The sequence below is a fragment of the Pseudomonas sp. ASL8 genome (assembly GCF_056680355.1).
Genome location: NZ_CM155278.1, coordinates 552,518 through 571,747 on the forward strand (window position 1 = coordinate 552,518; position 19,230 = coordinate 571,747).

Annotated in this window: 18 protein-coding genes; 4 read left to right on the forward strand and 14 right to left on the reverse strand. The window is 58.1% G+C overall.

Annotation, left to right across the window (positions count from 1 at the left end):
- Nucleotides 1-77 precede the first annotated feature (77 nt).
- The gene (locus AC1MEA_RS02565) at nt 78-341 is read left to right on the forward strand and encodes a YebG family protein (protein WP_480916578.1); all 264 of its coding nucleotides are present in this window, start codon (nt 78-80) and stop codon (nt 339-341) included.
- A gap of 89 nt (nt 342-430) precedes the next feature.
- Here AC1MEA_RS02565 and AC1MEA_RS02570 read toward each other — a convergent pair whose 3' ends face one another.
- The 4 genes from AC1MEA_RS02570 to AC1MEA_RS02585 all read right to left on the reverse strand — a co-directional run bounded on the left by AC1MEA_RS02570 (nt 431) and on the right by AC1MEA_RS02585 (nt 4,736).
- The gene (locus AC1MEA_RS02570; protein WP_480916580.1) at nt 431-1,537 is read right to left on the reverse strand and encodes a dihydrolipoamide acetyltransferase family protein; all 1,107 of its coding nucleotides are present in this window, start codon (nt 1,535-1,537) and stop codon (nt 431-433) included.
- A gap of 11 nt (nt 1,538-1,548) precedes the next feature.
- Nucleotides 1,549-2,535: an alpha-ketoacid dehydrogenase subunit beta gene (locus AC1MEA_RS02575; protein WP_449633081.1), complete on the reverse strand. Its 987-nt coding sequence runs from the start codon at nt 2,533-2,535 to the stop codon at nt 1,549-1,551.
- The gene (pdhA, locus tag AC1MEA_RS02580) at nt 2,525-3,625 is read right to left on the reverse strand and encodes a pyruvate dehydrogenase (acetyl-transferring) E1 component subunit alpha (RefSeq protein ID WP_480916582.1); all 1,101 of its coding nucleotides are present in this window, start codon (nt 3,623-3,625) and stop codon (nt 2,525-2,527) included. The genes AC1MEA_RS02575 and pdhA overlap by 11 nt, the downstream gene beginning before the upstream one ends.
- An 88-nt stretch (nt 3,626-3,713) precedes the next feature.
- Complete coding sequence (locus tag AC1MEA_RS02585) at nt 3,714-4,736, reverse strand: Leu/Phe/Val dehydrogenase (protein ID WP_480916584.1); 1,023 nt, start codon at nt 4,734-4,736, stop codon at nt 3,714-3,716.
- Nucleotides 4,737-4,975: 239 nt separating this feature from the next.
- Here AC1MEA_RS02585 and AC1MEA_RS02590 point away from each other — a divergent pair, with 239 nt between their 5' ends.
- Nucleotides 4,976-5,779 (forward strand): SirB1 family protein, encoded by an 804-nt coding sequence (locus tag AC1MEA_RS02590; RefSeq protein WP_480916585.1) that lies wholly within the window; start codon nt 4,976-4,978, stop codon nt 5,777-5,779.
- Nucleotides 5,780-5,788: 9 nt separating this feature from the next.
- On the opposite strand, the gene AC1MEA_RS02595 is transcribed toward AC1MEA_RS02590, so the two are convergent.
- The 9 genes from AC1MEA_RS02595 to AC1MEA_RS02635 all read right to left on the reverse strand — a co-directional run bounded on the left by AC1MEA_RS02595 (nt 5,789) and on the right by AC1MEA_RS02635 (nt 16,829).
- A complete protein-coding gene (locus AC1MEA_RS02595; RefSeq protein WP_480916586.1) occupies nt 5,789-8,347 on the reverse strand; it encodes a LuxR C-terminal-related transcriptional regulator in 2,559 nt (852 codons plus the stop codon).
- Between the two features lie 158 nt (nt 8,348-8,505).
- Complete coding sequence (locus AC1MEA_RS02600) at nt 8,506-9,873, reverse strand: DUF1329 domain-containing protein (RefSeq protein WP_480916588.1); 1,368 nt, start codon at nt 9,871-9,873, stop codon at nt 8,506-8,508.
- Nucleotides 9,874-9,895: 22 nt separating this feature from the next.
- Nucleotides 9,896-11,689, reverse strand: coding sequence for a DUF1302 domain-containing protein (locus AC1MEA_RS02605; protein ID WP_219060879.1), 1,794 nt, complete (start codon nt 11,687-11,689; stop codon nt 9,896-9,898).
- A 535-nt stretch (nt 11,690-12,224) separates the two neighbouring features.
- Nucleotides 12,225-12,776, reverse strand: a complete 552-nt coding sequence (locus tag AC1MEA_RS02610; protein ID WP_480916590.1) for a hypothetical protein — start codon at nt 12,774-12,776, stop codon at nt 12,225-12,227.
- A gap of 326 nt (nt 12,777-13,102) precedes the next feature.
- Nucleotides 13,103-13,297, reverse strand: a complete 195-nt coding sequence (locus AC1MEA_RS02615) for a hypothetical protein (protein WP_480916591.1) — start codon at nt 13,295-13,297, stop codon at nt 13,103-13,105.
- 197 nt (nt 13,298-13,494) lie between these two features.
- A complete protein-coding gene (locus AC1MEA_RS02620) occupies nt 13,495-14,406 on the reverse strand; it encodes an SDR family oxidoreductase (RefSeq protein WP_219060877.1) in 912 nt (303 codons plus the stop codon).
- Nucleotides 14,407-14,536: 130 nt separating this feature from the next.
- Nucleotides 14,537-15,439, reverse strand: a complete 903-nt coding sequence (locus tag AC1MEA_RS02625; protein ID WP_480916593.1) for an alpha/beta fold hydrolase — start codon at nt 15,437-15,439, stop codon at nt 14,537-14,539.
- On the reverse strand, nt 15,439-16,203 hold the full coding sequence (locus tag AC1MEA_RS02630) for a class II aldolase/adducin family protein (protein ID WP_374028613.1): 765 nt from the start codon (nt 16,201-16,203) through the stop codon (nt 15,439-15,441). Before AC1MEA_RS02630 ends, AC1MEA_RS02625 begins: the two co-directional genes overlap by 1 nt.
- A gap of 170 nt (nt 16,204-16,373) precedes the next feature.
- Nucleotides 16,374-16,829: a flavodoxin gene (locus tag AC1MEA_RS02635; protein ID WP_480916594.1), complete on the reverse strand. Its 456-nt coding sequence runs from the start codon at nt 16,827-16,829 to the stop codon at nt 16,374-16,376.
- A gap of 99 nt (nt 16,830-16,928) precedes the next feature.
- Here AC1MEA_RS02635 and AC1MEA_RS02640 point away from each other — a divergent pair, with 99 nt between their 5' ends.
- Together AC1MEA_RS02640 and AC1MEA_RS02645 are read left to right on the forward strand one after the other, a co-directional pair.
- On the forward strand, nt 16,929-17,375 hold the full coding sequence (locus AC1MEA_RS02640) for a PAS domain-containing protein (RefSeq protein ID WP_219060873.1): 447 nt from the start codon (nt 16,929-16,931) through the stop codon (nt 17,373-17,375).
- A gap of 68 nt (nt 17,376-17,443) precedes the next feature.
- Nucleotides 17,444-18,052 carry a hypothetical protein gene (locus AC1MEA_RS02645; RefSeq protein ID WP_449633091.1) on the forward strand — a complete coding sequence of 203 codons (609 nt, stop codon included), beginning with the start codon at nt 17,444-17,446 and terminating at the stop codon, nt 18,050-18,052.
- 57 nt (nt 18,053-18,109) lie between these two features.
- On the opposite strand, the gene AC1MEA_RS02650 is transcribed toward AC1MEA_RS02645, so the two are convergent.
- Nucleotides 18,110-19,060, reverse strand: a complete 951-nt coding sequence (locus AC1MEA_RS02650; RefSeq protein ID WP_219060871.1) for a MerR family transcriptional regulator — start codon at nt 19,058-19,060, stop codon at nt 18,110-18,112.
- Nucleotides 19,061-19,230 lie beyond the last annotated feature (170 nt).

Genomic DNA, 19,230 nt, shown 5'->3' on the forward strand with positions numbered 1-19,230 from the left:
TTCGCTTATGCTTTTAGCTGTATAAAAATACAGTAGTCGCTAAAGACACATTATCGTAAAGGCATGTGAGGTGGTGAATGGCCGTCGAAGTGGTATACCGCAGCAGCCGAGATCTGGAGCGTTTGTTCATGGATAAAGCCGAAGCTGATCGTCATGACAAAATGCTTGAGCTGGCCGAGTTGCTCGCCGAAGTATTGCAAAGAGCAGTGCCGTCGTTGACGGAGTCACAAGTGGAAGAAGCCGGGATTTACATGGCGAAAAATCGTGATGTTTTCGCCAAGGCCTTCAAGAGCCAGCCGGACGCACTGTCCGAACTGCTCAGTACGCCGCTGGAAGAATGACTTGATGCGGTGTTCGGATGAGTTCGCTCCCACAACGCGATCACGTGTGGGAGTAAATTCGTTCGATATAAGTACCGGCCTGATACGTATCACTCAGGCATTTCCAGCGCCATCACCAGCGCTTTGAAAAATCTCGCCGCCTCCCCGCCGGTCACGGCACGATGGTCGAAGGTCAATGACAGCGGCAATATTGGATGCACCACCACGCTGCCGTTCACGGCAACGGGCTCGTCACGAATGCCGCCGGCACCGAGGATCGCCACTTGTGGCGGAATGACCACCGGGTTGGCGTAACGACCGAACAAGGTGCCGAAATTGGACAGGGTCAGGGTCGCGCCCATCATTTCTTTAGGCGGAATCGAACGCGCTTTGACGTCAGCCCGCAGTCGGTCCATGCCCTCTTTCAAGTCCGCTGCAGTACGGTTGCCGACATCGCGCAACACCGGCACGAACAAGCCATCGGGCGTATCAATGGCAATCCCCAGATCGAGCGTTTCATGCTGCTTGATCGATAAGGACTTACCCTCGAACCCACTGTTGAGCACCGGCTCTACCTTGCACGCAGCCACCAGGGCTTGGCCCAAACGAATCAAGGGGTCGCGGGCGTGCCCCCAGCGGTGTAAATCGGCGTCAGCAAAAATCGTCACCGGCACCACTTCGGCATGGGAGCGGGCCATGTTCAGCGCCATGCTGCGACGCACACCGTGCAGTTTTTCTCCGCCAAATTTATCGCGTTCCAAGTGCGCCGCGCCTTCGACATCGGTGCGGGTGATCAGGCCATCGCGGCCAGAGCCACTCAAGGCACTGAGTTCAACGCCAAGCTGTCGGGCCAACTGGCGCACCGCAGGCGTAGCGCGGGTGGCCATGTGTTCGCGAGTCGACGGCGCCGCGCCAATAAAAAACTGATCGTCCTGACTGTTGCCGCCGCCTTCAAGACGCCCAACCACTGTGCCGGCATCGCCCTCCCCTTCATAAGCCATCAGCGGCTCACCCACGTGCAGGATGTCACCCTCACCGCCATAGGTTTTCGCCACTACGCCATCGTACGGCGCAGGAATATCGACAATAGCTTTGGCGGTTTCCACCGACACGAGCAACTGATCGGTCTTGACCGTTTCACCCGCCGCGACGTGCCATCGGACAATCTCGGCTTCCTGCAAACCTTCGCCCAGGTCCGGCAGTTTGAAATACTTCATGGCTGGCCTCCTCAGGCGAAATTCAAGGCGTTGTCACACGCGTGAAGGATGTCCGCAACGCCGGGGATGTACAGATGCTCCAGCCGATACAGCGGCGGCGGGATGTCTGGCGCGGTGACCCGCTGGATCGGCGCCTGCAAATCCAGGAATACCCGTTCATAGAGACTGGCCGCGATTTCCGCGCCCACGCCGCACGAACGCGGCGCTTCGTGGACGATCACACAGCGCCCGGTTTTACGCACCGAAGCCTCCAGAGTGTCGAGGTCCAGTGGCTTGACGCAGGCGACATCGATCACTTCGGCCGACACGCCTCGCTCCGCCAGCGCGCTGGCGGCTTGCAGGGTCTCGAGCACACTGGCGCCCCAACTGATCAGGGTGATGTCGCCGCCTTCACGCAGGGTGAAGCAGGTGTCCAGCGGCAGTCGTTTGCCATCGTCCACCAACGGTTGCGGGTTCATCCGGTAAAGACGCGTCGGCTCGAGAAAGATAACCGGATCAGGGTCATCGATGGCCGCCAGCAGCAAACCATAGGCCCGTGCTGGCGAAGAAGGGATGACCACGCGCAAGCCGGGAATATGCGCGAACAGTGCTTCGGTGCTTTCGCTGTGATGCTCGGGTGCGCGAATCCCCGCGCCCATCGGGGTGCGCATCACCATGGGGCAACTCAAGCGACCCCGTGTACGATTGCGCAAGCGGGCGGCGTGGGACACCAACTGCTCCATGGCGGCATAGATGAAGCCCATGAACTGGATTTCCACCACCGGTTTCAACCCCTGCGCCGCCATGCCGATCACCAGGCCACCCAGCATGGTTTCAGCCAGCGGCGAATCGATCACCCGCTTGAAACCGAAGCTGTCGCGTAAACCTTGAGTGGCGCGGAACACTCCGCCGTTAACGCCAACGTCCTCACCCAGGATCACCACATTTTCGTCTTCAGCCATGGCCCGATGCAGCGCCAGATTGACCGCCCCCAGCAGCGTGACTTTTTCATTCGTCATGAGCGCCACTCCCGGCACGACGCGTCGCCCGTTCAAGGAACCATTCGCGCTGCTCAGCCAAGGCCTCCGGCCATTTGGCGTAGACGTGATCGATCACCGACTCTGGCGCTTGAGTGCCGGCGCTGTCGAAGGCATCCACTGCCTTCTGCACCAACGCCTGGCATTCACTGATCAGCGCCCGCTCGCGCCCCTCATCCCAGACACCCTGGCTCACCATGAACGATTGCAGGCGTTTGACCGGCTCTTCCAGCCACGCGTGCTTGACCTCTTCAGCCGAACGGTAACGAGTGGCGTCATCCGCAGTGGTGTGGTCGCCGAGGCGATAACTCAGGCACTCCAGCAACACCGGACCTTTGCCTTTGCGGGCGCGCGCCAGGGCGATCTGCACCCTGTCGTAGACCGCCAGCATGTCGTTGCCGTCGACCTGCTCCCCCTGAAAACCGGCGCCGATGGCTTTTTGCGCCAGCGTCGGCGCACCGCACTGGATGCGTCGGGGCACAGAAATCGCCCACTGGTTGTTATTGATCACGAACACCACGGGCAGTTGCCAGGTGCCAGCGACGTTGAGCGCCTCGAGGAAATCACCCTTGCTGGTTGCACCGTCGCCGCAGGTAGTCACCACCACCCTATGCTCGCCACGAATCTTGAACGCAGTGGCGACACCGCAGGCATGCAAGGCCTGGGTTGCAATCGGGATGCTCAACGGGAAATCCTGGGCTACGGCCGGTTCGGCATAGTTGCTGCCGCGTTCGTCGCCCCCCCAATACAGAAGAATTTCTTCCATACGCACGCCGCGCAACAGTTGCACGGCCGTGTCGCGGTAGTAGGGAACCAATACATCTTCAGGTTGCATCAGGCTGCCAATGGCGACCCCGATGGCTTCTTGGCCGAGGGTCGGCGCGTACGTGCCAATGCGCCCGGTGCGTTGCAGCGCGACGACTTTCTGGTCGAACAGGCGGGTCAACACCATTTGCCGATAGAGCCGGGTAAGAAGATTGAAGTCATCCGCCCAGCGCGGAAGTTCGTCGACCAGGCCACCCTCGGGGGTGAGATAACGGGTGTATGCAACATCGATCTTGTTATAGGACACGGCACCCTCCCAACACGCGACGGTACGCGTGGTGACCCGTCTCGCCGCGTGTGACGGCAAGGTCTTGTCGGGTGACACCGGGTAGGTGCTAGCCGACGTTCAGCAGGCGTTCTGCCAACATATCGGCGACGCGCGCGGGGGAGCGCTTCTCCGCTTGGGCGTGGGCAAAAACCTCAGTTAATCGTAGTCCGATTCGCGACAGATGCGCGGTGATGGTGCCCAGCGCTTCCCCCTGATGCTGCAGGGCGACATAGATCAGGCCGCCGGAGTTGATCACGTAATCCGGCGCATAAAGAATGCCCCGGTTTTCCAGATGATCGGCAACCTGCAAGCTGCTCAGCTGATTGTTGGCCGCGCCCGCCACGGCAGCGCAACGCAGTTGAGCGACGCTATGACTATTGAGGATGGCACCCAGCCCGCAGGGCGCAAGAATGTCGCACGGCGTGCTGAGTAACGCTTCGCAAGCAATTGGATGTGCGCCCAGTTGTTCCATGGCCAATTGCACCTTGCCGCTGTCCAGATCGCTGACCAGCAGTTCAGCGCCTGCCGCATGCAGCTGTTCGGCCAAGGCATAACCGACATGCCCGAGCCCCTGAATCGCCACCCGCAAGCCCTCAAGATTGTCGCTGCCCAGTCGCGCCAGCGCCGTGGTGCGAATACCGGCGAATACGCCCATGGCTGTGTGCGGCGAAGGGTCGCCCGCTTCGGTGGTGCTGGTGACATGTTGGGTGCGCTGGGCGATGCAATCCATGTCGGCGCTGGAGGTGCCGCTGTCGACAGCGGTGATGTACCGACCGTCCAGGGTTTCGATAAAGCGACCGAAGGATTCGAACAGCGCGGCGCGATTAAGAACATGCGCAGGACGCATGATCACCGCTTTGCCGCCGCCAAAAGGCAATCCGGCCAGCACCGCTTTGTAACTCATGTTTTGCGCCAGACGAATGGCGTCCTCGATGGCGCTTTCCTCATCCACATAGGCAAGGTAACGGCACCCGCCGAGGGCCGGACCTTTTTTGCTGTTGTGAATCGCGATCACCGCTTTGAGTCCGGTTTCGGGATCCACGATGAAGTGTAACGTTTCAACGTTTGAGCTTTGCATGAGAGCGAACATCGGTATTGCTCCCGGTTCTTTTTTCTACTGCGAGTATAGGCGCTGAAAAAAAAAGCGACTGATCGCTCAAGCATAAGTAAACCCATGCGGACCGGCTTCAGGGCATAACACTCGTGCCCCTGACTCAGCGGCTGCGACGGCACTGGACGAAATCGATTGCTGGGGCTAAAACAGGGCATGTGAGGTCAGATGAATAGTTCGCCGTATGGCTCCACACGTCTGATCCACCGGAGAGGTCGATGACCCCACGTCAAGCTTGCATTGCCTGCCTGCAACGCACGCCGCCTTCAGTCTTTGAAGCGGCTTTGTGGGTTTCGGCCGAACACGACCCGGAGTTTTTACCGCAACAAGCGCTTCAAAATATCGAGGATCTGAAGCGCCAGGTCAGTGCTGCCCTGCCGATGTTACCGGCGGGCGAATTGGCGCAACCCTTGCTGCGCCAGTTGAGCACGATGGGGTTTCAGCAGGACGACTGGAGTCATCCAAAACCCCAGTCGGCGTTGCTGCACAACATTTTGCAGCGCCGCCGTGGACAACCCTTGGGACTGGCGATCATTGCCCTGGAGCTGGCCAGGCGTCTGGAAATCCCGCTGGAGGGTGTCAACTTTCCGGGGCATTTCCTGCTGCGGGTGCCGGGTGCCGACCACCTCCTCGATCCCTGCGGAGGACGCAGGCTTTACCCTAAAGATTGCCGCGAACTGCTGACCCGCCAATTCGGCCCGGACATGCAACTCCAGTCCGAGCACATGGTTCGCGCCACCGCCATGGCGATGGTGCAACGCTTGTCTCGCAACCTGCGGCACCTGCATCAACTAAACGATGATTTCCTGGCGTCGCTCAAGGACGCTGACCGGGTGGTGGAACTGGGCCAGGCCACCACCAGCGATCACCTCGCCCGTGCCAGCCTGTACCAGTCACTCGAATGCCCACAGGCTGAACGCTTCGACCTCGAACATGCGTTGTTACTCAGCGACGATCCGATTCAGCGCCTGCGTCTGACTGAACGGTTGAGCCATTTGCCGCCCACCAGCGCGCTTCACTAGACGCCCAACTCAGGCCATCAACCCCAACGCCTTGGCCTTCGCCACCGCCTGTGTGCGGCGCTCGACCCCCAGTTTGCTATGGATGCGCCGGGCATGGGTTTTCACCGTGTGCAGAGAAATGAATAGCTGCTCGGCGATTTGCAGATTGGAGCTGCCATGGGCGATCAGCTTGAGCACTTCGAGTTCACGCTGGCTGAGGGGATTATCGGCGGCCGCGATCAGGTCATCTTCCACCCCCAACTCGCGCAACAGTGTCGGCTGACGCAACCTCAGTTCGCGTAACGGTTGTTGCAGATTGAAGCGACCGATCAGTGTCAGGCCCTCAGCCAGACTGGCATGCGCGGCCTGCGCATCGGCTTGCAAAAACGCCACCTCTGCCATGGCCAGATAAAGCTCGGTCTCAAGGCTGTGCATGCCGTCTTGATGGGCCTTCTGCTGCAGAATGTGTAAACGCTGCAACGGCTGTTCGGCCTGATGCAGATAGACTTCGGCCAACACCAGTAGGTATTCGATGCTCGGGATCAATTCCAGCGTGGCGGGCGGCGCATGTTTTGCCGGATGTCGTTGGAGGTGACGCAGAACCCTGGCCAGAGCCTCTTGTACCAGGCCCGCACGACCTTGTTGCAACCAAAAGTGACTGCTGACTTGCAGCAGCACACCTCGCCAAAAATATTCCGGGATATGGTTTTGTTGCATCACGCGCTCGGCATCGCGCAGCCAGACGAATGCCCGTGCATAGTCGCCCTGATTGGCGTCCAGCGTCGCCAACCCCAAAAACCCGAACAATGCCAGTTTGTCTTTGCTGCGCAAACATTGCTCAAGACCGCTCCGGTAATGCAGCTTCGCTTGCTGATCCTGACCTTGGCGCAGGGCCAGACGACCCCGACGCAGAGCAATCCGGCCCAGCAACGGGCCTGCGGGAGCGTGCCGGGCTAACAGCAAATCGTGCATTTTCTCCAGCGTGCTCTCACTGCGCTGCAATGCCCCGCGCTGTTCCAGCAGTTGCGCATGATCAAGTTCGAGCAAGGCTTCCAACAGCAGTGAACCCTCGCCCCGGGCCAGGCACAGCGCGGTGCGATTATGCGCCAGCGCTTGATCGAACTGGCCATTGAGCAGCGCCTGTTGCGTCAGCCCGGACAGGCACATCACGCGAACTTGCCACATGCTTTGCGACAGATCCCGACAGGCGTCCTGCAGATGCCCGACAGCCAATTCCGCTTTGCCCCACAGGTGCTGAAGCCAACCTTGCTGTGCCTGCCACAGGGCGATCAATTCACGCTGTTGAGTCGCAGAGGGTTGCGGCGAAAAACGAGCCAGATGCTCCAGGCACGCGCAGGCCTGGTCAAAACGGCCGGCGTACACCAACGCCGAACTGGTCAGGCTGATCAGGTGCGGCGTGCCCAGCATCAAGTCGGCGAAGCGTTCGTGCAGGTCCAGCAACAACGCCACATTCTGCCCTTGCAACAGGTAGGAGAAGTCAAAGTTTTGCAGCAGGCTGACAGCGATTTCGTACTGCTCTGCCTGCAAGGCGTGTTCGATCGCGGATTGCCAATCCCTTTCTACGCTGAACCATTGGCAGGCACGACGATGCCAGGAGCGTCTCGCGGGCCACGCTTCGTCGTGCAGGCATTGGGCCAGCGGCGGAAATATCTGCAACCAATCGGTGTCGTGTTCGCAAGGCTCGATAAAGCTGCCCATGTCCTGCAATGCTTTGAGCCATTGCCCACCCTCGCCAGCCCCGAACAGGTGCTCGCACAGACCTGGATTGAAGCGCGGCAAATGCGCCAGCACGCGCCAGGCCTCGGCCAATTCGGGGGCGAGCCCGGCGAACAGTTCGTGCTCAAGGTAATCGATCAAGGTTGTCGAACGGTGTTGCCGGTTGAGGTGCAGAGCACTGAAGTCTTCGGAAACGCACCAGTCGCCCGGGCTGAGCAACGCAACGCGTACGCCAACGCACCAACCGGCACTTTGGGCAAAGATCGCAGCGGCGGCTCCGGACGGCCAGACGGCAGGCTCATGAGCCAGCAGCTGTTCGATTTCTGTCAGATTGAACGCCAGCGCCGGGCCGTAGCGCTCGAGTAATTCGCCGCTGAGCAGCAGACGGGGCCAATTACACTGCGGCCGTCTGCGCCCGCTAATCCACCAGGTCACCGCTGGACTGCTGACAGCCAGCAAGCGATCAAGGCAATGATCCAGTGCGGCTGCGGGGACACGACAATAGTCGTCGAGCACAATCCAGCACGGTGTTTGCCGTTGGGCCAACTGACTCAGCACGCCGGTCTCGTCAGCCTGGTCGAGGCCCAACACAGAGGCCAGCAACGCACAGAAGTCGGCCGGCGTTTGCGCTTCTCCAGCCAGCGGCAGCCAGCCGACAAGACAGCCCTGAGGCGCCTGACGGAGACACTCGCCGAGCAATGCACTTTTACCACTGCCCGCTGGCGCGCACAGCAGCTTGACCCGTGCGCTCGAGCCCAGCAAAGGCGCGGTCAATCGACTGCGTGTCAGGTGTTGAGGAGACAATCGCGGCCAGTGGTCCGCACGCCCCACATGAACGGTAAAGGCAGTCATGGGATGGTCCCTTGTTATTCTTGCCTGCGCTCACACTAAGCCGTTCGTCACGCCTTGCTGTAGGAGTATTTGGCGCGCTTATCATTCCCCATAAAAAAAGCCACTCACAGCAACCGTGAATGGCTTTTCAAGCGGATTGAGACGTGGGTTGCAACCGGTTAGCGGATGCCGGCGTTACGCAGGGCGTTGGGGGTGAAGTCAGACACGTGGAGCTTCAGGCCGAACTGGAAGCTGCGCTTCTCCTCATTCTTCATGCCCAGTGCGATGTAGCGGCCGGCGTTCAAATCGTACAGGGCCTCAAGGGTATAAGCCGGCACCTGGTGGTCGTAGTAGAACTGCGCATGACCTTCGGCCACCCGCCAGAGCTGGCCGCGACCGTCGTAATGGTCGACCAGCGCGATTTGCCAGGTATCCTCGTCGATGTACATGTGGCGCTTGGCGTAAATATGCCGCTCACCGGCTTTGAGCGTGCCGACCAATTCCCACACCCGGTGCAGCTCATAACGGGCCAGGTCCTGATTGATGTGCCCAGCCTTGATCACGTCGCTGTACTTGAGGCTCGGCGAGTCAAGTTTGTAGCTGTTGTACGGGATGTACATTTCTTTTTTGCCGATCAACTTCCAGTCGTAGCGATCCGGGGCACCCGAGAACATGTCGAAGTTGTCCGATGTGCGCAGGCCATCCGCCGCAGTACCCGGACCGTCATACGCCACTTGCGGCGCACGCCGGACACGCCGCTGACCCGCGTTGTAGATCCAGGCCAGACGCGGCTCTTTCACTTGATCGAGGGTTTCGTGCACCAGCAACACGTTACCGGCCAGGCGCGCAGGCTTCGTCACTTCCTGCTTGAAGAAGGTCAGGATATTCGCGCCTTCTTCTGGCTTCAGGTCCGGTATGTCCTCGGGGGCACCGGCGTCCTCTTCGAACGTGACCGAGTCGAACGAGCCGTTAACTTGAGGGGTTACCTGGGTGATGGTGCGGTGCAGATTGCCGCCGTGGTAACGGGTGATGTGGTTCCACAACACTTCATTCGCGGTTTTCGGGATCGGGAACGCGTAGTAGCGGCTTTCGGCAAAATTGGACAGGCCGTTGCCGTCATTGATGGTGGTGACCGTAGTCGCGCTTTTCTTCGCCGCGTCGTAGACCTTTTGCGGCATGGCGACGGTGCGATGAGTCGGATAAACCGGAATCCGGTAGGTTGTGGGATAGCGCTGGAACATCGCCTGCTGCCCATCGGACAGTTTGTCTTTGTACTGCGCCATGTTGCTGGCGGTGATGATAAACAGCGGCTTCTCGTTGCCGAACGGATCCGCCAGGAAGCCCTTGCTGTCCACCGCCCCCGCATTCACCGGGAGACCGCCGGTGTAAGCAGGGATCGAACCGTCGGCATTCCCGGCCATTTCCGCCCCTAACGGTGTCAGGCTTTTGCCCAGTTTCGCGGCTTCGTCCGCCGACACCGCAGCCATTACGTTGGTCGCCAGCAGGCCTAAAGCCAGGACGCCACATTGCAGGATCATCTTGCGCATAGTCATGTCCTTATCAAGCCGATCAGAAGTTCACGCCGAAGCTCAACGCCACGAAGTCACGATCCGTCAGGGTGTTGTAATCACCACCGAAGAAATCGGTGTAACTCAGGTTGGCGGTGTAGGTGTTGCGGTAGTCGGCATCGACCCCGAAGCTGACCGCTTTTGCGCCCTGGTTAAACAGGCCGTTGGGGCCATAACCGTGCACGTCATGGGACCACGACAGGTTGGGCTTGAGGTTGATCCCGGCAAAAACGTTGGCGTAATCGAGAATCGCCCGAGCGCGATAACCCCATGACGTCGATGTGACAAAACCGCTGGTATCGCCACCAAAGCCATAGGCACCGTAGACCGAGTCACGGCCATAACGCAGCTCGCTGGTGGGTTCCAGCCCTCCCACATGGACGATTGCCGCCTCGCCAACCACGGTCAGTCGCTGAGCACCGAGCACCTGATCGAAGAAGTGGGTCAACGTGGACTGGATCTGGGTGATTTCTTTGCGTCTGTAACCTTTGTTATCCGCACCAGGACTCGATGCAATCGGTGATGCGGTCCCGCGAGCAATCGGGTTGAGCAGCGCCAGGGTCAGATCAGTCGTATTGAGCTGGACCGGGGCATTGGGCCGGTAGCTGATTTCCCCATTCCAGGCCGTGCCGGTGGGCAAGGTGGTGGCAAAACTGGCACCGTACAACTGAATGTCTTCCGGGTACTCAAGGTAGTACTGGCCATTACCAAGCATGGTGCTCTGCGCCAGGCCTGACCCAGTGCCAGGTGCCACGGCGTTGGCCGCGCCGACGATGCTGGGGATCGCACCCAACGTCGCCAGACCGGCAGTCTTGGTGCTCAAGACAGGTGAGCGACTGTGGTAATTCATGAAGTACAGGCCGTACTCCGTGTCGTCACCCAACCAGCGCAAAGCCGTACCCCATTGCCCGGAGTCACGTGCGTAACGGTTACCCGCGCGTCGGACGACCACGCCCTCAGGTGTGACGTCGAAGCCTTGACCGAAGGCCGCGGCAATCGGCTGTAAAGGTTTGATCGCCGGACTGCCCACGGTGTAATTATTGTTGCAACCTTCGGCGACCACGTCGCTACCGAAGAAAGTCCCGCAATTGTCGACGACCGTCTCATCCCATTCCAACTGGTAGAACGCCTCGACGCTGAGCTTGTCGGTCAACCCTTGGGAAGCGAAAAGCATGTTGACCGGGATCAGCCCCTCCTTGATCTCGGCGCCCGGGCGGCGGAATGCTGACACGTCGATAGGGTTGATGCTGTTGATCGAGTTACCGATGAAGGTGCTTTCCCCCCAACTGACCACCTGCTTGCCCGCACGCACGGTGCCTGGCATGTCGGCAATCGCGTAGCTGTGGTAAACGAAGGCATCCAGCAGTTGATAACCTGCCGACTTGGCCGCCTCTTTGCGCCCGTTATCGCTGACGTCCTTGAAGTCCTGATGCCCGTCCTTGAGTTCGAAGTCATACCAATACTTGCCCCGCAGAAACACACCCGAATCGCCGTATTTGAGTTGCAGGTCATGGACACCTTTGAAGATCTCCGAGAAGACGTCGCCCTTCCTGAAGTTCAACCGGTTGTCATCACCGGTAGACGATTGCCCTTTGCCGCCATTCACCGTACCGACCAGACTCGGGTCCGCGTTACGCAGGCCCCAACTCGCGCCGAACGACAGCGAGGAATCGAATTGCCCTTCGACTTCTCCAATATTGAATGAAACGGCATGCGCCTGAGCCGTGCAGCCCAGCGCCACGGCGATGGCCAGCGTCTGTGGCTTGAAGATGGCGCGCATTATTGTTGTTGTCATGCGTCTTCCCCCTGGTGGTTGCAGAAGAAATCACCCTACCCACAGCCATCAGGAGGGATAAGCGCACCAAGGAGGTATTCTCGTTGTACCTCTAAAGAGTGAATCCCCCGTCTGGCACGGCTTTGCGCGCCATCATCGATGGCATGGATGATCCATGATGAGGGACATGGATTGAGCTTCCGGGCTCTGAAAATCCTGGCGAGGTTTTGCGGACGGCAACCGGAACCACCCGACTATTGCCGGGTATGTAACAGTCAATGTCGCAAACCGCTATGTTTCATTGGGCCTGAATTCTTTATTCTTGCCGGGCTTTCACAGCAACCGGCCAGAACCATTAAAACGCCGGTGTTTCATTCAAGTGACTTGATTACTTACTGTGTACCGGCAGTGGCTCAAACATGAGCTTCTACGGACTGATTCGCCCCCAGGTTTATCGACGTTGGTTTGAAAGCTCCTGGATCTAACGTCTTGTTTAGCCGCTGTTTAAACAGCGGCTTTTTTTTGCCTGTCATTCAGCAATCACAGACCTGCGCCATCACCCCGCCGATTGTCCACCCGCACTTTGCTCCCGCTCTTTCGCGCGCTGGCTGGCGTAGCTATCGCCCGTGGTCGCGTAGGTGTGCAGGTTCTGCATGACATGAACCGCCCGGATATAATCGGGGAGCAACATCGTTGCATAGGGATCACCGCGCAATGAGTTGTCCTTCATGGCCGATATCCTGCCCGCGAAAAAATCCAGCGCATTGATCTTCACATCCGGGTTCATTGGCAGTCCGTCTCTATCAAACTCGGTGCCGGCTTTATCCATGAGCTCGGCCGTGTGATTATCGATAAGGCCAAACTTATAAAGCTGCCCACCTAACTGACTGAGCTCATTGGGTGTGATCTCTTCAGGGTTGAAGCCCTTGAGCAACGGTTTCAACTTCAGTGTGTCCATAAATTCTGCATCAAGCGCGATTGGATTTTCGCCGATTTCCAGCAGGATGCTATGGGTAAGCGCAGTGGCGGACGCTTTGGGCACTGTACTTTCTGGCGGCTGCCGAATAAGAACGGCAGGCAGGTCGCCCCAGATACGAAATGTTGACATGGCTTTCTCCCGACTCAATAAATAGACAGATCATTGGGCATATCGGGAAACGGCTCGACAACTTTATAGTTCAAACAAGGCGTGATTGAATTCCATCCACCGCCTACTTAACAACAAGAAATGTCGTACAAAAAACAGAGAAACTTCATCGGAACGGAAAAGCCCTACGTTTATTTCAGATACAGACGGACAAGAAAGTGTGATTAACCTTAAGTCGCCCAGTCGGAATTCGAGTGCTACTTGAACAATTTACTCATAAGGTTGCCTGAGCCGCACGATCATGGGTCACGGCTCAGGCCTGGTTTAGCCTTCCGTGCCCACGCTATTCAGACCCGGGTATCAATCAACGATGGCGTGCGAGAAAACTGTGCACGTTCCTGCAAGGCCAAGATAACAGTCATGGCAGTTTTCAGCGTAGTCACTTCCTCGACGGAACGACCGGAGGACGTTCTGAACTGCCTGTCAGGCACATAGGTATAGGCGCTTATTCGGTCTTTGATCAGACCAAAATTTTCAATCATGCAGGCCTCCAAAATCGACATAGCTATTAACGTCGTATCGGGAGTCGTTAGAAAATCTTGATATGCGTCCGACCTAAAACAGCATCAAAAATAGATTTAGAGATCATTCCTACATACAAAGTAAGAATAAGCCTACAAAAAAACTCGGCCGATCAGGTATGCCCTGATCGACCGAGTTCAATATGAAGCCACTATTATCAAGCGCTATACTTTTGCAGGTTTTTCATCATCTCTTGCAGGGCTTCGATCGTGTCTTTTGGGTGTGCTGCACCTTCGAAGTCACAGATGTTCTGCCAGCTAGCGGCGACATCTTCCGGGCTAAAACCGGTACGAGGGTCGAAGCCGGCACCGACGCTGCGCTCCCAGCGGGTCTTGCCTATCCAGCCGCCGCCGACTTCGAACAGGCCTGAGCTCTCTTGGCACTGTTCGCTGCCGAGAAACACCACCAGCGGGCTGATCAGTTCGGGCTTGAGCAATTCGAACACACCGGCCGGAATCAACCCTTCTGTCATGCGTGTACCGCCGGTTGGGGCGATGGCATTGACCAGGATGTTGTTCTTGCGCCCTTCAAGGGCCAAGGTGCGGGTCAGGCCATAAAGGCCAAGCTTGGCCATGCCGTAGTTGGACTGACCGAAGTTACCGTAGATGCCGGAGGTCGATGAGGTGAAAATCACACGCCCGTAGTTCTGCTCACGCATGTGCGGCCAGGCAGCATGGGTCACCTTGTAGGCGCCTTCGACATGCACGCGATACACCAGGTCCCAATCGGGGTCTTCCATTTTGGCGAAGGTCTTGTCACGCAGGATGCCGGCGTTGTTGACCACAACATCAATGCGACCGAATGCATCCAGTGCGTTTTGTACGATTTTGGCGCCGTCAGTGACCGAGTCATGGTTGGCAACCGCAGTGCCGCCCGCCTCGCGAATCTCGGCGACTACACGATCTGCCGCCGACGCGTTGGCGCCCTCACCATGCGCCGAGCCCCCCAAATCGTTGACCACTACGCGGGCACCATGTTTGGCGAACAGCAACGCATGGGCACGACCCAAGCCACCGCCGGCACCCGTAACGATGACGACCTTATCTTCAAAACGCACAGGCTCACTCATGGACAGCTCCAGCAAAGGTGGACAATGGCTTGAGTGTCGAACACTCGACCCACAGTCACAATCAATACGCTCAGTGCTGAATAGTGCGCAATAAGGTAGCAGGATGAGGGTTGAGCCTGATTAGCGGCGTTCAGGAATAAGCCAATACCCGGTTCTGGACGTCTAGTGCGGTCCGGAAGCCGAGGTAATGCTCCAGGACCAGCACTGGCGCCTCGGTTTGCGGGTAATGACCGATACCCTGTAACAGCACAGTGTCGGCATTGGGGATCAATTCGCGGTAGCGCTCGACCATGTGCGCACCGGAGATCGGGTCGACCGCACCGTCGATCACTCGCATCGGAACATCGCCGCGCCGCATGGCGGCCAACCAGCGATCACGCTGCACAATCCGCTCGGGAATGTAGTTGATCAAACGATGGATGATCCGCGGTCCCTGGTTGGTTTCGATCAGGCTCCAGAAATCATCCAGCTCACTTTCACTGGGCCGCGTGTCTGGGCCAAATATCTTCGTAAAACTTTTAACCAGATGTTCCCGGCTGAACATCCGCCCCACCAGCCAGCCCAGTGGGCTGAGCAGCAGTTTCTGGACCAGCAGTTTGCGATGGGTCTCCGGGAACAGCCCGCCATTGAGGAACACGCAACTGGCCATGGCGAACGTCCCTTCATAATGCCGGGCCAGCAATTCCTGGGCGACGCTGTCACCGTAGTCATGTGCCAACACATGCACCGCTTGCTCTACGCGCAGGTGCTCGAGCAGCGCCTGCTGCAGGTCGGCCTGTTCCAGCAGGCGGTAATCATGGTCCTGCGGCTTGGACGAATCGCCGAAACCGAGCATGTCGCAGGCAATCACCCGATAACGCTGAGTCAAGGGTTGCCACAGGTAATGCCAATCCCAACTGGCGGTGGGGAAGCCATGAATCAACAACAATGGCTCGCCCTGCCCCGCGACCCAGTAGCGAATGGTCTGGCCCCGGAACAAAAAGCTTTGTCCACGGGTACGCCAGACGGACAAAGGGATCTCTGCCAGCGGCATTATTCTTTGTAGCTCGGGTCTTGTTTATCGAGTTTGCGCAGCAACGCCGGCCAGGCCAATGCCCCGCCCATGCCCTGGGTGCTTTTAGTCACCCCGGCAATCATCGCTCTCGCGCCAGCCAGGATCTGCCCGCCGATAGGAATCAGCTCGGCACCACCCGTTTGCGCCAGCACCTGGATTTCACAGGCACGCTGGAAGGTGAACATCATCAGGAAGGCATCGGCAATGCTGCTGGAGCACGTCAACAGCCCATGATTGTTGAGCATCAAGAAGCTGCTATCGCCCAGATCAGCTTGCAGCCGCGCTTTTTCTTCATGATTCAGGGCGACGCCTTCATAGGGGTGATAAGCCAGGCTCGACAGAACGAAAATCGATTGCTGACTGATCGGCAGAATCCCCTGCTTTTGCGCAGACACCGCAACCCCTGCCGCGGTATGGGTATGCAGCACGCAAGCCACATCATGCCGAACTTCATGCACCGCGCTGTGAATGGTGTAGCCGGCCGGGTTGATCTCGTAAGGGCTGTCCATCAATTTGTTACCGGCCTGATCGATTTTGACCAGACTCGATGCCGTGATTTCGTGAAACATCAGGCCGAACGGGTTGATCAGAAAATCTTCGGTGCCAGGAACCTTGGCCGAGATGTGGGTAAAAATCAGGTCGTCCCAACCGTGCATCGCAACCAACCGATAGCAGGCCGCGAGATCTACCCGCGCCTGCCATTCGGCGGCACTGACTTGATCCTTCACGCTTCGGGAAGGCAAAACTTGGGCAACGTTCACGGTGCTTACCTCGGCTTTTTTATAATAATCGCGATTAGGTTCCCATCTCGATCAGTCTAGTCAGGCCTGAGCATCCCGGTAGTTGCATTGGCAGCCAGCTTACTGGCCGAGCGAGTCATGTCAGGGCGCGCGGGTGTGCGCGCACAACCGACTCAGGCATTTAGGTGAAGAATAAACTCCGCCAGCCAAGGTTCTGCATCGGATTCAGGCGTAACGGTCTCGCTGGCATCCAGGCGCAACATGGGTTGCACTTCACGAATCCCCAGCTCGGCAAACAGCTCACGCACCTGCTCGCCACCGCCGCAGAACGTATCGCCATAGCTGGCGTCGCCCAGGCCAATCACTCCGCCGGGCAAGCCACGCCAGGCCGCAGGCAACAGATCACGAATCTGCGAATAGAGCGCCTGGAAGTTATCAGGCAATTCGCCCAGCCCCGTGGTCGAGGTCACCACCAGAAATGCCTCGGGCGCGAACGCTTGCAACTCTGCCAAGGTGACACGGGGATTGTGTCGAACCTCGTGGCCAGCGGCACGAATGATTGACTCGGCATGCCGGGCGACTTCTTCGGCAGAGCCATAGACCGACCCGGAAAGGATGACCACTTTCATAAATAGACCCTGTAACGCAGTAAAAACGTCGGACATTATGCCCCAACGCAGCGCGATGTCTTAGAATGCTGGCTTGGCAATTCGCAACGGAAGCTTTCCATGATCAATGCAAAACTGTTGCAGCTGGTAATCAACGCCTCGAATGACGGCATTGTGGTCGCTGAGCAGGAAGGTGATGACAACATCCTGATTTACGCGAACAAGGCATTCGAAACGCTGACAGGCTACGCGGTGGAAGAAATTCTGTATCGCGATTGCCGTTTCCTGCAGGCCGATGACCGGCAGCAACCGGGGCTGGAGGTGATTCGCCAGGCAATTGCCAGCGGCCAGCCATGCCGGCAGGTGGTGCGCAACTATCGCAAGGACGGCAGCGCCTTCTGGAACGAGTTATCGATCACGCCGGTATTCAATGAGGCTGATCAGCTAACCTATTTCATCGGCATTCAAAAAAATGTCAGCGCCCAGATCGAAGCACAACAGCGCGTCGTCGAACTGGAAGCCGAGCTGGCGCTTGCACGGGCCGAGATAGAATCACTTAAAAAATGACACGTGGTGCTAACAAACCACCGAATGAGTTGTCTGTTTTCCAATAACCGCATATTTCGAGCTTTAGCATGCAACGCGATACCCTACTCACTCAGGATGAGCTGGATTTCATTCAGAACATGCAGCACAACCCGAAGCTGAACGTGCGTGATGCGTCGCGCGGCCTGCTCGTCAATGGTGGCGTGCAGATTCAGGAGTTGCTGACCCGTCTGGCTGCCCACGAGCAGGTGACGATTCAGGCGCAGTTCGAAAACCAGCAAATGACCTTTCCGTTGCATCTGGTGGAAGATGAATTCCATGCCATGCATCTGGAGTTGGGCGCGCCCAGTATTTATGAAGAACAAGGTCCTCAGGTGCGTCCATGGCGACTGAGCCTGCCTGAACCCCTCCCGCTGCAAACCGAAAAAGGTTCGCAGAGTGCGCTCTGGGTGCATGAAATCTCGTTCAAGGGGATTTTGCTGGAGAACCGCAAAGCGACCAAACCGCCAAAATACTTCGCCCTGTGGTTTGCTCCGATGGGCTACGCGCCCATTGCGTTGCGCGGCACCTTCGAACGGCTGACCGAGCAAGGTCTTGCGGCGTACCGTCTGAGCCAGCGAAACAAAGAAGACACTGAGCGCCTGCGCCAGTACATCCTGCAACAGCATCTACTGGTTCACCCTGCTCCGCTCGACTGAGTAACGCGTGAACAGCGTCACCCTTGGTCAAGAAACTCCACGGCACATCGACACTTTCTACGTGTCCAGATGCCCCGCTAAAAACTGCTGCAAACGTCGCTGCATGGAACGCCCATCACTTCCCAGACACGCGATGGGTGAGCCATCGAGGCTTTCTTGCGCCAAATCCGATGCCTCCCCCGCCAACAAAACAGGGCAATCCAGGGTCAGCGCCAGGCGCTTCAGGCGCCGAGGCAGATCAGCCGCAGGTGGATGATTTGAAAACAGCACCAAGGCCTGAGGCTGAATTTTCTCACAGACCAGGCTCAACTCCTCCAGTGGCTGACCGAGCGCCAAGACACTGATCGACGTATCCGTCGTGCCCAGCATCAACCCCGCCACCCACAGCTCCAATTCGCGACATTGACCCGGAATAGCCGCCAGTACGACCTTCAACTCCGTCGTACCGCGCAGCATCTGCAAGCGTTGCAGCGTTCGCGCACGCAAAAAGCTGTCGAGAAACAACCATTCGCTGGCTTGGCCAAATTGATCCTGATGCAGCAGAAACTCCTGCCACAACGGCATCAAAATATCCTGGAACACCACGGTCAACGGGTAACTGGCAAATATCTGGCCATATAACTGCTCCAGACCGCGCTCATCGAAGGCGCTGATGGTGCGACGCAGTTGTGCCTGCCATTCACCCCACTCACCCAGCAATCCCTCATCTGGAAGCGGATTGGACTGGGTCCTGACGATGCTGGCCTTGGCAAGAATCTTCCCGACCTTGCTGACGGCCACACCGCGCTCGATCCAGCCAAGAATGCTCCGCACCTCATCGATGTCGGCCTGGGAATACAGACGGTGGCCGCTGTCGGTGCGGGTCGGCTGAATCAGCCCGTAGCGCCGCTCCCAGGCGCGCAGCGTGACCGGATTGATCCCGGTAATACGCGAGACTTCGCGAATGGGGAACAACTCTTCTTGTTTGAGGCCGCTGCCCAGAGCAGGGCCAATAACAGGTTCGGTCATGACAGGCATCGCTTGAGAACAGTGGCCGCATTGTACCCTCAAGGTCGCCCCTAGAAACAACGCGGACGACGACAGCCTCTGGCTTATTTGCGGGAATCGGGAATAATCCTTGCTTGCCTTTTAAACGCAGCCCACCACCCCGGCGCTGCGTTATGTGAATTCCCTACCCG

Coding starts and splice junctions, on each gene's coding strand:
- AC1MEA_RS02570 (WP_480916580.1), bottom strand. CDS start 1,537: ATGAAGTATTTCAAACTGCCGGACCTGGGCGAAGGTTTGCAGGAAGCC.
- AC1MEA_RS02615 (WP_480916591.1), bottom strand. CDS start 13,297: ATGATTGAAAATTTTGGTCTGATCAAAGACCGAATAAGCGCCTATACC.
- AC1MEA_RS02565 (WP_480916578.1), top strand. CDS start 78: ATGGCCGTCGAAGTGGTATACCGCAGCAGCCGAGATCTGGAGCGTTTG.
- AC1MEA_RS02590 (WP_480916585.1), top strand. CDS start 4,976: ATGACCCCACGTCAAGCTTGCATTGCCTGCCTGCAACGCACGCCGCCT.
- AC1MEA_RS02645 (WP_449633091.1), top strand. CDS start 17,444: ATGCAACGCGATACCCTACTCACTCAGGATGAGCTGGATTTCATTCAG.
- AC1MEA_RS02585 (WP_480916584.1), bottom strand. CDS start 4,736: ATGTTCGCTCTCATGCAAAGCTCAAACGTTGAAACGTTACACTTCATC.
- AC1MEA_RS02575 (WP_449633081.1), bottom strand. CDS start 2,535: ATGACGAATGAAAAAGTCACGCTGCTGGGGGCGGTCAATCTGGCGCTG.
- AC1MEA_RS02595 (WP_480916586.1), bottom strand. CDS start 8,347: ATGACTGCCTTTACCGTTCATGTGGGGCGTGCGGACCACTGGCCGCGA.
- AC1MEA_RS02620 (WP_219060877.1), bottom strand. CDS start 14,406: ATGAGTGAGCCTGTGCGTTTTGAAGATAAGGTCGTCATCGTTACGGGT.
- AC1MEA_RS02650 (WP_219060871.1), bottom strand. CDS start 19,060: ATGACCGAACCTGTTATTGGCCCTGCTCTGGGCAGCGGCCTCAAACAA.
- AC1MEA_RS02635 (WP_480916594.1), bottom strand. CDS start 16,829: ATGAAAGTGGTCATCCTTTCCGGGTCGGTCTATGGCTCTGCCGAAGAA.
- AC1MEA_RS02610 (WP_480916590.1), bottom strand. CDS start 12,776: ATGTCAACATTTCGTATCTGGGGCGACCTGCCTGCCGTTCTTATTCGG.
- AC1MEA_RS02600 (WP_480916588.1), bottom strand. CDS start 9,873: ATGCGCAAGATGATCCTGCAATGTGGCGTCCTGGCTTTAGGCCTGCTG.
- AC1MEA_RS02625 (WP_480916593.1), bottom strand. CDS start 15,439: ATGCCGCTGGCAGAGATCCCTTTGTCCGTCTGGCGTACCCGTGGACAA.
- AC1MEA_RS02605 (WP_219060879.1), bottom strand. CDS start 11,689: ATGACAACAACAATAATGCGCGCCATCTTCAAGCCACAGACGCTGGCC.
- AC1MEA_RS02640 (WP_219060873.1), top strand. CDS start 16,929: ATGATCAATGCAAAACTGTTGCAGCTGGTAATCAACGCCTCGAATGAC.